Raw genomic sequence first — 13,163 nt, 5'->3', positions numbered from 1 at the left:
TCGTTCGTGTGAGGCGCGGGTGAGCAGGGCAGCCGGGTGCATCTTTCAGTCGGTGCGCATCCGGGCAACCTGTAGTTGGTGAAGGCGGCGGGGCATCGGTGATTTGGCCGATGCCCCGCCAGCCCATTCAGTCCGTCGCAGACCTGGCGGTGTGCGACTGGCCTGGTCAACCTGCCATGTAGCCGCCGTCGACGACGAACGGGCTGCCAGTGGCGTAGGACGACCGATCGGAGAGCAGCCAGCACACCATCTCGGCGATGTCCTCGGGCTGGCCGAGCGACCCGGAGGGAATGCGCGACATGATGGTCGCCCCGCTCCTGCTCATCGCGTCCTTCATCAGGTCGGTGTCGGTGTAGCCGGGACACACCGCGTTGACGCGCACGGTCGGCGCGTACTCGATCGCCGCCGTCTTCGTCAGCCCGATGACGCCGTGCTTGGAGGCTGCGTAGCCCGCGGTGGTCTTGAAGCCGGAGAGTCCAGCGAGCGACGCGGTGTTCACGATCGCACCGCCGCCCTGCGCGACCATCTGCTTGAGCTCGGCGCGCATGCATCGCCAGACCCCTTTGAGGTTGACCGCAAGGATCTGGTCGAACGCTTCTTCGTCCCAGTCGGCGACGAGTTTGCCGCCCTGCCCGATCTGTCCTCCGCTGACGCCCGCGTTGTTGAACGCGCCGTCGAGGCGTCCGAAGTTGTCGACGACGGCGGCGAACATCGCATCGACGGCAGCCCTGTCAGTGAGGTCCGCTGGCGCTGCGAAGGCTTCCCCGCCCGCATCGCGCACCAACTGCGCCGACTTGTCCACTGCTTCCGCGGACACGTCGGTCGCCGCGACCAGCGCGCCTTCCTTGGCTGCTAGCAGGCATGTCGCACGTCCGATCCCGCCTCCGGCGCCGGTGACGAGAACAACTTTGCCCTCCAGCAATCTTGACATCTCACTCTTCTTTCTCTGTGCAGTATTGGGGCTGCTGAAGCAATCAAGCGTGGATGACTGGTCTCAGCAGTGGACAGTTCCCAGCCTGGTTGGAAGCTCGGCGTTGTGTCTGTCCGGTGTTGTTGGTGTTGAACAGTTCGGCCGAAGCGCCTTCGGGCACGCGCTGGGGTTTGGATGGGTCCTCGCACTCCGGCCTCGGTAGGGGTCAACCGAGTCGGGACGGGGCCCAATCGCGGGTGGGGGCGCGCCATGCCGGCCAGTGGTCCTCGGGCTCAGGGCGAGTCACCGCGAGGTGGGTGAAGCAGTCCTGGCACTTCACGACCATCCGCGGGCCCTGGTAGTTCGCCACCGGGTAGCGGGCGACGTTCGTTCCGTCGCAGGACGGGCAGGTGGCCTCCACCGGCGTTCGTTCGACGGAGACCCGCGGGGTCTCCGGACGGGGGAAGAGGAGTCGGTCGAGTGACATCGGGTTTCTCCTTCTCAGCGGGTCCAGTTCAGCGGGGCGGCGATGGGCACCGACCAGCGTCCCTGCTCGCGGAGCGCGGTGAGCTCCGCGCGACGCTCGGCCGTCGCATCACGATCAATGCGTCCATCGGTCAGCACGGCGCCGAAGGCACGGGACGCGAACTCCTCGCTGTAGAGCCCGTTGCGCACGTCCTCTTCCAGGTGGTCGAGGTCGCGCAGCAGCGGATCGCCCCACCCGCCGCCTCCGCCGATGATGAACCGGAACGCGTCCCCGGCCTTGAGGACGATTCCGGAGATCTTGCCGGTGTTGTAGCGCGCTCCGTTGCAGAACGAGCCGTCGTTGGGGTCAGGCCAGCCGTCGTCGTCGAACATGCCGAACAGGGGTTCGAGCCCGCGCAGGTCGAGCGGGTCAGAGTGCTTGTCCAGGTTGAAGTCGGGGATGTACCAGCCGAATGCCGGCGCGCCCGCACCCGCTCCGGCAGCCCCCGGCGCACCGGTGCGCACGCGGTCGCAGGTGACGGTGACCATCGTGTCCGACTGGGCGGTCAACGTGTAGACGGATCCCAGACCGCCCCGGTACTGGCCGGCACCGGCGGTGTCCAGGACCATCTCGTGCTGGGCGATGATCAGCGGGCTTTCGATTTCCACGTGCTCCTGCACTGAGGTGCGGCAGTTGCCGATGGGCGTCACGCAGAAGGAGACGCCGTCTTCCTTCCACGTGCCGCCCCAACCGCCGCCGGTGAGTGCGAACGCGCCCCACGGCATGCCCTCGTGGCCGGGCCGTGTGTCGACGCCACCGAGGCTGATGACCAGCGCTGTACCCGTGTCGCAGGCGATCGACCGGTCCCCGACAGCTTCGCTCAGGGCGCTGGCGACGGCGTTGATGCACCGCGGGCCGATGTCGGCGTGGTTGGAGCAGCTGGACGGCGGCAGCACGCACACCACGCTGCCTTGGGGGAGGATGGTTTCGATCGGGCGCAGCGTGCCGCTGTTGACCGGGGTGCTCGGGTCGACCATCATCTTCACCGCTTCGATGCACCGCACAGCCTCGCACCAGGCCGTACCGCAGTTGCCGAGCGGTTGGCGACCCGAGCCGGAGAAGTCGATCTCCATGCTGTCGCCCCGGACCTTCACGGTGACCCGCACGGGGATCGGTTCGTCGGTGACGCCGTCGTCGTCGAGGAAGTCCTCGACCGTGTAGTCACCGTCGGGGACGGCGGCGATGCCGCGGCGCATGCTCTGCTCGGTGGCCTCGATCGCATACTGCCCGGCGGCTTTGACCTTCTCGAGGCCGCCGCGGGCGATGAGAGCCTGCAGCTGGCGCTCACCCACAACCAGGCAGCCGTAGAGCGCTCGGAGGTCGCCGAGGACCAGCTGCGGGACCCGGTTGTTCTCCAGCAGGAAGTTGAACAGCGGCCGGACCGGGACGTCGTTTGCGTACAGCAACGTCGGCGGGAGCTTGAGCTGCTCCTCGAAGGCCGTCTGCGTGCCGTTGGCGAACCCGCCGGGAATCGGGCCGCCGAGGTCGACCAGGTGCGAGGTCGAGTGCAGGATGAACTCGACGCGGCCGTCCACGAAGACGGGGCGGAGCAGGTTGACGTCGGACTGGTGGATCGTGCCGCGCCAGGGATCGTTGACGAAGATGACGTCGCCGGGTTGCAGCGAATCGACGTCGATATCGTCCATGGCGAAGTTGACGATGTGCGGGGAGGTGAAGGCGTGCTGCATGCAGCCCTCCCACTGAGCCACGGTTTCCCAGCCGTCGCCGCTTCGGACGTGGATCGCGGTCGTGCAGTCGAGGATGTCGCGGCACACCGGCGAGAACGCACTGCGCATCAGCGCATCGTTCATCTCACGGGCGACCTCGATCAGGCCGTAGCGGAGAATGTCGAGCTCGAACTCTGCTGGAGCGGCGGTGTTTTCAGCTTGGATGGTCATGGTGGTAGCTCCTCAGCGGTCGCTCTCGATGATCAACAGGCCGTGTTCGTCCACGTGGGCGCGTCGGCCGGGCAGCACCAAGGTCGTGGCGAACTTCTCCGCGACCAGGGCTGGACCGATTACGGTTTCGTCGTCGTTGAGCCGTTCGCGGACGTACACCGGGACGCTGAGGCTTTCTCCTGATCCCGGCACGCGAACCTGCCGGTAGCCGAGCAGAGACTCACCTGGTTCCGGTTCCCCGGCGGCAACCTTGTGGGGGCGCGGAATAACGGCCGTGACCTCGACGGTGGAGATCACCACGGGGATCTCGTGCGCGGAGAACCCGTAGGAATCCTGGTAGAAGGCGTGAAAATCAGAGATGGTCTCGCTGACGGATTCCGCGGTGATTCGGCCGCTCGGAATGGGTAGGCGGTTGTCCCAGGTTTGCCCCCGGTACATCGCGAACACCGCGCGGTCGAACGTCAACCCCTCGATGTCGACGCCCTGCGACTTCAGGTCGTCGGTGAGCTTGCGCTCCAGGGTGGCGAAACCCGCCTCGATCTCGTCGGCGTTGTCCGGCAGGAGAGGGATCATCAGCGAGTGCGCGCTCGTCGCGCGCAGGTCGCTCTGGAGCAGTCCCAGTGCCGAGAACTGTCCGGGAGTACCGGGTACCACGACGCTGTCGAGGCCGAGGATCTGGCCGACCCGGTCCGCCAGCATCGGCCCCGCCGAGCCGAAGGGCAGAAGTCCGAACTCGCGGACGTCGAGTCCGCGGTAGACGGAGATCGTGCGGATCTTGGCGGCGATGTCTTCGCAGGCAACCTGGTAGGCGGCCGCAGCGAGTTCGTCGGCGGACATGTGCCACCGCTTGCCCGCTGCAGCGAGTGCGGCGCGCGCGGCGTCGACGTCGGGGCGGATCTTGCCGTTGGCGAACAGATCGGGCTGCAGGATGCCGAGAACCAGGCAGGCATCGGTCAGGGTCGGCTCCGTGCCGCCTCGTCCGTAGCAGACGGGGCCGGGGTTGGACCCGGCGGAGCGCGGCCCGACGGAGATCTGGCCCAGGGTGTTCGGCGCGATGATGCTTCCGGCGCCCGAACCGACGCTTTCCACGTCGACCAGCGGCAGCGTGAGTGTCAGACCCGTTTCGAGGGTCCACAAGTCCGTCAGCGGGGTTTGAGACCCGACGATAGCCGCAACGTCCGTGCTGGTTCCCCCCACGTCCATGGTCAGCAGGTCGGTGCGACCCGACTCGCGCGCCAGCTGGATGGTGCCGGTGACACCACCGACCGGGCCCGAAACGAGCTGGAAGACCGGCGCTTTTCCAGCGGCCTCGTAGGTCGCTACACCGCCGTTCATCATCATGATCCACAGGGTGCCGCCGAAGCCCTGCGCGGTCAGGGCCGCCGAGAGCCGCTGCAGGTAACCGACCACTGCTGGTCCCACGTAGGCGTCGAGTGCGACCGTCGTCGTCCGCTCGTGCTCCTTGGAGACCGGGTAGAGCTGCGAGGTCTGGATGTAGGCGTCGGGGAGCTCCTCGGCGAGAATCTCGACCGCCCGCCGTTCGTGGTCGGCGTTGCGGTAGGAGTTCATGAAGCAGACTCCCACGGACTCGACGCCCCGGCTGGCGAGATCCTTGCCAGCCGCCCGAACCGCGTCTTCGGACAGATCCAGTCGCACCGAGCCGTCGTAGAGGACCCGTTCCGGGATGCCGATGCGGTTCTGCCGCTGAATGACCGGGCGCTCCTGGTGCGGGCGCAGCCAGGTGGGGTCGTAGAAGCGGTTGCCGAACTCGCGGTGCATCCGGCCCACGTCGAGCAGGTCTCGGTGACCCTGGGTGGCGAGCAACCCGGTCTTCGCACCGGCGCGGCTGAGCAGCGCGTTGATGCCGACGGTGTGTCCGTGCACGATCTCCGCAACTTCCGGGACGGTCACGTCGATCGCGGAAAGTGCCTGCAGTACACCTACTTCCTGCTCTTTGGTTGACAGCACCTTGCCGTCGCGGATCTCGCCGGTCGCCCGGTTGAGCCCGATGATGTCGGTGAACGTTCCGCCGACGTCGATGCCGACCATCCAGTCGACGGAGCCTCGTTGCTCAGTCACCTCACGCCTCCGCGGTCATCATGTTGTGCGCTGCTGACGCGACTGCGTCAGGAGCGGGTTTGGGATTGCAGGGGTCGCCGCAGGGGCGACGAGCCCGGTGTGGATGCCGCCACCGGGGCCGAACGCGCCGATCGGTGGTGGTGTGTTGCACGTCATTCTGCGAGGGCGATCCGGGAGAGGCGTCCTCAAAAGGTCCGAGATCTCGTCCGACCTTCGGACAGGTTCGCGCTACGCCGTCAACCTCTGCCGTCGCCATGCGCATCACAGGACGTTTCGTTGAAGGAGGAGGTATCACACCGCCAGTTGGTCACCCGGCCTGTCGAACTTCTCGAGGAATTGCACGCCAGCGGATCAGCTGGCGGGAAGCATCGCCACGAGTGGTTCGGGTGAGTGCGAAGCAGCGCACCGCGGGGAAACGTGCGGCATGGGAGATTGAGGGATCCTGATCGTCCGAGGTCAGCGCGCCGCTGCGCCTCGACGTAGCCAGCGCGAGATCGCTTCGGCGCGACTGGAGGCGTCGAGCTTGCGCAGGAGGTGGGTGACGTGGGATTTCACGGTGCTCTCCGAGACCAGCAGACGCCGGGCGATGTGCCTGTTGGAGTGGCCCGCGGCCAGCAGCTCCATGACTTCGACCTCGCGGGCTGTCAGCGGTGGAATTTCTCCGAGCGGCACAGCCGGTGCCGCCTCCGCGGGGAACATCGGTGGTCGAGTCGCGAGCTGGTCGACGTTCTCACGGAGTGCGTTCAGTCCCTCAACCATGCTGAGTCGCCCAAGCGAGTGGCTGAGCCCTTCGGCCATCAGCGACAGCAGCGTCAAGTCGGTCTCGTCGACGTCGCGGCGCTGGTGGTAGCAGTCGCCATGGAGGAGGCCGACGACCTTGCCGTGCACGGTGAGCGGTGCGATGCCGTAGGACGCGGACCTGGTGACCTGGATCAGATTCCGGTCGACCCGGTGGCTGTTCTGCGCGTCGAAGATCAGGCACGGCTTGGCGCGGTCGGCGACGTCGGCCTCGATGATCCCGCTGTCAAGCTGTGGTGGTCTAGCCTTCCCAGCCGCTACGATCTCGTCGGCCCACCGCGGCTCGCGGACGACGCACATCGTGTGCAGCTTCCAGACCGAGTTCTCGATCTGGGATACCAGGACCCGATCGAAGCCGAGCCGGCAGCCCGCTTCGGGGACCCGGCTCAGGAAGTCATGGACGGTTCGCGCCTCGCGGACCGAGGCCAACGCGTCCGCGACTAGACGCAGGTCAGTCCGTCCCCGGCGGATCCGGGCCTCGGCGACCTCGGATTCAATGCCCCGGATCCGTCCCAGGAGTTCGAGCAGTTCCAGCTGCCGCGCCGGTGACGTCGTGCTTTCTTGAGCGCAGTGCAGCGTCTCGCCGAGTACGGCGCTCCAGAGCCGTGCCAGTACTGACTGCACCGCACGCACCGGCAGCGTGCTGGCATCGGGCTGAGGGATGTCGATGTCTAGTGCAGCCTTCACGTCGGAGCAGAGCTCGTGGAATGCCCGGGCCGATGCTGCAGCCATGCCAGGCTCGCGACCGAGCAACGGGCCGTCGGCCGCCCCGCAACGGGGCAGCGAAACGGTCTGTTCGAGCTCCATCATCCACCTCGACATCCCCGACGTGCGGAATCGGCGAGCTCGCGCTGGGCACGGCACTGAGCCCGCAGGAGATTATCCATAATATGCAGCTCCTGCGACTGGGGACAACCACTCATCCGTGTCGACGAACCACTCGTGCCTGCACTGATGCGGTCAACCCCCGGCCCGAACGGGTCGGATGGGCAACGTCTGCTGGGCGCGGTGTCCGGCGTCGCTGGGCATTGACCGGAGATTACGCATGAAATATTTTACTTTGGGTCGTTCGTTGGTGCCCTCATCGCGAGATCGCGGCGTTCGGCCGCGTCGGTAGGCGCTGCAGCACCCGAAGGCCGTGCGCATTGATGGTGTAGCCGATGTTCGGCACCTCCACTCCGTTCAGGGCGGCTCCTCGCGAGTTCGTCCCTTGCTGATCTGACTCGGATTCCATCCGTTTCGCTTGAAAGGAGCGAACATGGCTGCGATTGCGGCGGCGACAGAGGCCGCGTGCTACATCGATGGCAAGTGGCAAACGGGGGAGGGTGCGGAGATCCGCTCCGTCGACCCGTCGACCGAGAGGGAGATCGCGGTCTCGCCGTCTGCCAGCCCGGCACAGGTCGCCGCTGCCACTGCAGCGGCGCGACGCGCGTTCGACGGCGGCGAGTGGAGCCGGCTCGGCGCGCGCGAGCGCAGCGACTTGTTGCACCGGCTCGCGGACCTGATGGAACGCGATCGGGAAGAACTCGTGCGCCTCACGGCCATCGAGGTGGGTTCGCCGCTCAGTGGTGCGGAGCTCCACGTGGATGGGCCGATCAAGGTCCTGCGGTGGTACGCGGAAACGGCGCGGCGTGGCCCTAGGGACGGGTGGGAACAGCACTTGCCGTTGCACTACGACCCCATCACGTCGAGCAGCATGCTGCTGCGCGAGCCAGCTGGTGTGGTCGCGGCGATCACCGCCTACAACGTGCCGCTCGTGCTGGCCGCGTGGAAGTTGGGGCCGGCGTTCGCTGCCGGCTGCCCGGCAGTCCTGGTGCCGTCACCGAAGGCCGTGTTGTGCACGACCGCCTTCGTGAAGCTCGTGGAGGAGGCCGGGTTCCCGCCGGGTGCGGTCAACCTGGTGTTCGGGCCGCCGGCCGTCACCGAACAGGTGGTCGGCGCGGCCGAAGTGGACATGGTGAGCTTCACCGGCTCAGCCACCGTCGGCAGCAAGATCCTGACGCTTGCCGCGCCGTCGCTGAAGAAGGTCGTCCTCGAGCTCGGCGGCAAGTCTCCGAACATCCTGCTGCCCGGGACGAACGTGGAGGCCACCATCAAGCCATCGGTGCTGCGCTTCTGTCGCAACGCCGGACAGGCCTGCGGGGCGACCACGCGGACGCTAGTACCCGAGGCGGATTTCGACGAGTTCGTCGAAAAGGCCGCTTCGTTCATGAGTGGCCTCGTCGTCGGTGATCCGCACAATCCGCACACCATGGTGGGGCCGCTGATCACCGGTGAGCATCACCGCAACGTTTCGGGGTATCTGGCGCGCGCCGTCGAGCAGGGCGCGAATGTGGCGACCGGTGGCGGACGCCCGGCCGGCCTCGACGAGGGCTTCTTCCTCGAACCCACCTTGCTCACCGACGTCGACAACACCGACGAGATCGCCCAGGAGGAGCTGTTCGCCCCCGTTGGCGTGGTTCTCCCGTACCGCGAGGTCGATGCTGCGATCCGGATCGCCAACGATTCCAAGTACGGGCTCAACGCCAATGTGTGGGGGCCTACAGCGGAGGCGATCGCCGTCGCGCGCCGCATTCGTTCCGGCACCGTCACGATCAACGGTGGCGGCGGTAGACGGGATGACGCCCCGTGGGGCGGGCCCGGCCACAGCGGTATCGGGCGAGAGAGCGGCGAGGAGGGATTCCGCGAGTTCTTCGAGGTGAAGCACGTGCAGTGGCCGCTCTGATCGAGCGCCGAGCCTCGAGCGACGGACCTGAAGCCGTTGAGCGGGGACGAGCGGAGTCACCACTCGTCCCCGCTGGTCGCGGCTCCGCTGTCAGGACCCAGAGCTACCGCTTCGTCTCGCGGCCGCATGCCGCATGCCCGTCGAGGACCTCGGTGGCGAGGAAATCGAAGAGGTGCGTGGCGAAGATGTCGTTGTCGTCGCCGGCGATCATGTGTCCGGCGGCGACTTCGACAGCCCGTGCGTTTGGGATGAGTTCCAGCAACTCCGCCACGGCTTCCGGTGTCACGATGTTGGACCTGTTGCCCCGCACGAGCAGGGTCGGCGCGGTGACGTTGCGCGCGGCCGCGTTCAGCCTGCCCGTGGCGTCGTCGAGATCGGTCTCCGCGTATCGCAGGAATTCCGGATCCCAGTGCCAGTACCAGCGCCCGTCGGTGTGCAAGCGGACGTTCTTCTTGAGACCCTCGAGGTTGCGCGGTCGCGAGCGACGGGGGTTGTATGCGTTCACCGCCTCGGCGACATCTTCCAGAGAGGCGAACCCGTTGGGAGCGCTGGCCATGAAGTCCCGGACCATCGAGCGTCCCGATTCTTCGGTTCGGGCCGCGATGTCGACCAGCACGAGACCCGAAATCGAGTCCGGATGATCGCCCGCGAGGGCAAGCGAGGCACGTCCCCCCAGCGATGCGCCGATCAGCACAGGCGGCTGATCGCAGGCCCGCGCGATGCGGTGGATGTCTCCGACGAAGTGGTCGAGCGTGTAGGCGCCGTCCGGGGAACGGTCGCTGTCACCGTGCCCTCGGGCGTCCACCGCGATCGCGGTCCATCCCCTATCGGCGAGGACCTGTGCCGTGCGCGCCCAGGAGTGTCGCGTCTGGCCGCCGCCGTGGAGCAGCAGCACCGTTCCGAGTGCGCTTCCCGGGTCCGGATCCCACCGGTCGGCTGCGAGCTCGATGCCGTCCAGCCCGCGGAACTCCACGCGGGTACGGCCGCCGTCTGCTTCAACCACAGCGTCTCCTCCTGCTATTTCTTCATGCGCGTTTTTTGCGGGCGACACCTGCCGACCTGGCGCACCTTGAATTTGTCCGATATGGAGCGACCTTTTTCGTAGGCCTGGCGGTGAGAGATCGATGCGCAGCGTCTCGGCTAGGCGAGGTGGCACGCTTTGAGCATCCCCTAGCACGCGGTAGTATAATATATTATCTTCACGGGGTTGCACGTTCGCTGATCAAAGGAGATCTTCCGATGCGCACCCGTGGAGCCATCATCCGGCAGGCGCCGGGCAAGCTGGAGGTCGTGGACCTGGAAGTTGAGGATCCCCGTCCGGACGAGGTCCAGGTCAAGCTCGTCGCCTCCGGTCTCTGCCACTCCGACGACCACCACGTCAAGGGAGACATCCCGGTCGGCATGTTCCCCTTCGCCCTCGGCCACGAGGGCGCTGGCGTCGTCACGAAGGCCTTCCCGAACAGCAAGGGAATCGAGGAGGGCGACCACGTCGTCCTGACTGCGATTCCGGCGTGCGGGCATTGCCGCTGGTGTGCCACAGGAATGCAGAGCCTGTGCGATCTGGCCGCAGGCATCCTGGCTGGGCCTCGCTTCACCGACGGCACGTTCCGCCTGCGCACCGAGGACGGAACTCAGGTCGGGCAGATGTGCGGCCTCTCCACCTTCGTGGAGACGACGACGGTGTCCTTGGGGTCTGTGGTGAAGATCGACGACGACATCCCGTTGGACAAGGCCTGCCTGGTCGGCTGCGGGGTGAGCACGGGCTGGGGTTCGGCGGTCAACTCCGCGCAGGTCCAGCCGGGCGACACGATTATCGTGATGGGCATCGGCGGCATCGGTGTGAACGCCATCCAGGGCGCCAAGCACGCCGGTGCGGAGAACATCATTGCTGTGGACCCGGTGGAGTTCAAGCGGCAGAGTGCCGGCGTGTTCGGTGCGACGCACGCAGTCGCGTCGATGGAAGAAGCAACGGAGCTAGCCAAGCAGTTCACCAACGGTCAGGGCGCTGACTCGACGATCATCACCGTCGGGGTCGCCCAGCCCGCGTACGTGGCCCAGGGGCTCGCCTCGATTCGCAAGGCCGGTACCTGCGTGGTGACCTCGGTGGGCAACCAGGCAGAAATCGGTGCGCCGATCTCGATGTTCGAACTGACTCTGCACCAGAAGCGCTTGCAGGGCTCGCTCTTCGGCGCCACGAATGGCAACTGGGACATCAAGCGGTTGCTGAATCTCTACCGCGACGGTCTGCTGAAACTGGATGAGCTGGTCACTCGCAGCTACACCCTTGACGAGGTGAACCAGGGTTATCAGGACATGCACGACGGGAAGAACATCCGCGGCATCATCCGGTACGAGTGAGACGAACCGCCGAACAGCGGGCCCGGTGCGTCGAAGCTGGCGTGCGGGCCCGCTGTTCGTGTCCGGTTTCCGCTGGAGGCGGTGTCGCCTACTTCCTCGACAGCGAACAGGTCTGCCTGGTCACCACTACGTCGATCTTGACTGCTCGCAACCATTCGCGGTGGTAATTGCGGCGCCGTTCATCTTGCCTCGGTTTGCGTGATGAGCTTGTGCCCGTCATCGCTGGCCGGATGGTTGCAGGTTCAGTCGAGGGAGCGTGAGCCGGTCGAGCAGGCCGGTTGGCCGCCACGGGTGTGGCGGCCAACCGCGTCATCCTGGAACGGCAACGCGTCACGGAACGCTGATCTCCTGCGTTGCGCGAGCGAGCGGTCCGCCGTTGCAGGTGGTGACCTGGCCGGTGTGGATCAGCTTGAGCGAGCAGCCTTCGTCATCGGTGACCGTCACGGTGACGGTCCGCATCCCGGGCTGGTCGAAGGTGTGCGTGATGTCGGGTGTCGTCGTGGTGGCAGAGGTTCCGTCGCCGAAGTCCCAGTCGTAACGGGTAATCGTGCCGTCGGAGTCGGTTGCGCCCGCGGCGGAGAAGGCGTGCGTCGGGCCCTCCGCACCGACGATGCGCAGTGCCGCCGCCGGCCCCTGGTTGGGAGTGATCTCGCTGGATGGTCCGTCGGAGAACAGCACGCCCGAGTTTACGGGAGGTTGCCCGGTGGGGGTAGGAGTTCCGTCGGGTGCGATCGCGTAGCTGTGCACCTTCGAGGTCACGTTGGGTGTGAGGGCTTCGATGACGAACGCTCGACGGGCGTCAGGGCTGAGCACGATTCGCCCGGGAATGGCGCCTCCGCCGGGGCCTGGGTGAGGCGAGCCGGCGAGGGGAGTCAGTGCGCCGTCGTCGCCGATCTGGAATCCGTGGATGTTGCCGTCCGGAGACGCGTCGGGTACGTAGAGGCGGCGTCCGTCGGGGGTGATGGCGGTGCCGTGCGGTGTCCCACCGGTTGGGTAGCGGCCGCCCGGCGTCGGAGTCAGCGTGCCGTCCCGAGCGATTGCGTACCCCGACAGATCGCCGGTGCCTTCGTTGCTCACGTACAGGAAGCGGCCGTCGGGTGTGATGCCGGGCAGTGCCGGTCGGGAGCCCGTGGGAACAGGCTGGCCGACCTGGACGAGGCCGGCATCGGACGCGATCGCGAAAGACGTCACGACGTCGTTCAGGAAGTCGGATACGAACAGATGTCTTCCGTCCGGTGTGATCGCGGGGAGGCTCAGCGTGCTCTGCCCGGGGGCCTGCGTGGCACCGGCGGGCGTCAGAGCACCCGATGACGCGATCGAGAACGAGCGGACTTCACCGCCGATCGTGGCGAACATGTGTGCCCCGTCCGGAGCCATCGCCAGTCCAGCCACAGGTGAGCCGACGACGATCTGGGCACCGTCGATCGGGGTGAGGGCGCCGTCGCTGCCGATGTGGTAACCGGTGATCGCCCCGGCCATGCTGGCGACGTACACCGCCCGCGCATCGGGTGTGATCACCAACGACAGCCCGGTACCGGTGAGGAACGGCGATCCGGGCACGTTCGACGTCGTGCCCTCACGATCGACGGCGAGCACGCCGACGTTCGCCGAACCCATGCCGCCGACGAGGAGGTACCGCGTCGGCGGGACGTGTTCCCGGGGTGAGGAGGCCAGGCTTTCCGTTGCGGGGGCCAGTCCTCCGGTTGTCATCAACGCGAGTGCTGTCGACACGCATATCGCCGTACGTCGCGAGCGGTGGAGCACATTTCCATCCATACGCCGAACCCTTTCGATCTCCTGAGCCACGCGGCTCAACGCTGAAGTCGGTTTCTTGCGCGTTGAAAACGGTAGGGAGCGCATGGGAGCTGG

General features: G+C 66.7%; 9 protein-coding genes. 2 read left to right on the top strand and 7 right to left on the bottom strand.

Annotated elements, in window-relative coordinates:
- Nucleotides 1-166: 166 nt before the first annotated feature.
- The 5 genes from ACYVF3_RS13410 to ACYVF3_RS13390 all read right to left on the bottom strand — a co-directional run bounded on the left by ACYVF3_RS13410 (nt 167) and on the right by ACYVF3_RS13390 (nt 7,018).
- The gene (locus tag ACYVF3_RS13410) at nt 167-931 is read right to left on the bottom strand and encodes an SDR family NAD(P)-dependent oxidoreductase (RefSeq protein ID WP_461154563.1); all 765 of its coding nucleotides are present in this window, start codon (nt 929-931) and stop codon (nt 167-169) included.
- A gap of 205 nt (nt 932-1,136) precedes the next feature.
- Entirely contained in the window at nt 1,137-1,397 is a 261-nt protein-coding gene (locus tag ACYVF3_RS13405; RefSeq protein WP_461154562.1) for a hypothetical protein, read from the bottom strand.
- A 14-nt stretch (nt 1,398-1,411) separates the two neighbouring features.
- A complete protein-coding gene (locus ACYVF3_RS13400) occupies nt 1,412-3,334 on the bottom strand; it encodes a hydantoinase B/oxoprolinase family protein (RefSeq protein WP_461154561.1) in 1,923 nt (640 codons plus the stop codon).
- Nucleotides 3,335-3,346: 12 nt separating this feature from the next.
- Nucleotides 3,347-5,413 carry a hydantoinase/oxoprolinase family protein gene (locus ACYVF3_RS13395; protein ID WP_461154560.1) on the bottom strand — a complete coding sequence of 689 codons (2,067 nt, stop codon included), beginning with the start codon at nt 5,411-5,413 and terminating at the stop codon, nt 3,347-3,349.
- A 456-nt stretch (nt 5,414-5,869) separates the two neighbouring features.
- Complete coding sequence (locus tag ACYVF3_RS13390) at nt 5,870-7,018, bottom strand: LuxR C-terminal-related transcriptional regulator (protein ID WP_461154559.1); 1,149 nt, start codon at nt 7,016-7,018, stop codon at nt 5,870-5,872.
- 451 nt (nt 7,019-7,469) lie between these two features.
- Between ACYVF3_RS13390 and ACYVF3_RS13385 the strand changes: the two genes are divergently transcribed.
- Nucleotides 7,470-8,936 (top strand): aldehyde dehydrogenase family protein, encoded by a 1,467-nt coding sequence (locus tag ACYVF3_RS13385; RefSeq protein ID WP_461154558.1) that lies wholly within the window; start codon nt 7,470-7,472, stop codon nt 8,934-8,936.
- A 103-nt stretch (nt 8,937-9,039) separates the two neighbouring features.
- Here ACYVF3_RS13385 and ACYVF3_RS13380 read toward each other — a convergent pair whose 3' ends face one another.
- Nucleotides 9,040-9,831, bottom strand: coding sequence for an alpha/beta fold hydrolase (locus tag ACYVF3_RS13380; protein ID WP_461154557.1), 792 nt, complete (start codon nt 9,829-9,831; stop codon nt 9,040-9,042).
- Between the two features lie 344 nt (nt 9,832-10,175).
- Here ACYVF3_RS13380 and ACYVF3_RS13375 point away from each other — a divergent pair, with 344 nt between their 5' ends.
- Nucleotides 10,176-11,294, top strand: a complete 1,119-nt coding sequence (locus ACYVF3_RS13375; RefSeq protein WP_461154644.1) for an NDMA-dependent alcohol dehydrogenase — start codon at nt 10,176-10,178, stop codon at nt 11,292-11,294.
- Nucleotides 11,295-11,624: 330 nt separating this feature from the next.
- Here ACYVF3_RS13375 and ACYVF3_RS13370 read toward each other — a convergent pair whose 3' ends face one another.
- Entirely contained in the window at nt 11,625-13,025 is a 1,401-nt protein-coding gene (locus ACYVF3_RS13370) for a beta-propeller fold lactonase family protein (RefSeq protein WP_461154556.1), read from the bottom strand.
- Nucleotides 13,026-13,163: the final 138 nt, after the last annotated feature.

The sequence above is a fragment of the Saccharopolyspora tripterygii genome (assembly GCF_054778355.1).
The sequence above is the reverse complement of the archived record's forward strand: the minus strand, read 5'-3'. Positions and strand labels throughout refer to the sequence as shown.

Bases quoted from the DNA above. Each gene is read 5' to 3' on its own strand.
- ACYVF3_RS13410 (WP_461154563.1), bottom strand. From the start codon at position 931: ATGTCAAGATTGCTGGAGGGCAAAGTTGTTCTCGTCACCGGCGCCGGA.
- ACYVF3_RS13405 (WP_461154562.1), bottom strand. From the start codon at position 1,397: ATGTCACTCGACCGACTCCTCTTCCCCCGTCCGGAGACCCCGCGGGTC.
- ACYVF3_RS13400 (WP_461154561.1), bottom strand. From the start codon at position 3,334: ATGACCATCCAAGCTGAAAACACCGCCGCTCCAGCAGAGTTCGAGCTC.
- ACYVF3_RS13390 (WP_461154559.1), bottom strand. From the start codon at position 7,018: ATGGAGCTCGAACAGACCGTTTCGCTGCCCCGTTGCGGGGCGGCCGAC.
- ACYVF3_RS13385 (WP_461154558.1), top strand. From the start codon at position 7,470: ATGGCTGCGATTGCGGCGGCGACAGAGGCCGCGTGCTACATCGATGGC.
- ACYVF3_RS13375 (WP_461154644.1), top strand. From the start codon at position 10,176: ATGCGCACCCGTGGAGCCATCATCCGGCAGGCGCCGGGCAAGCTGGAG.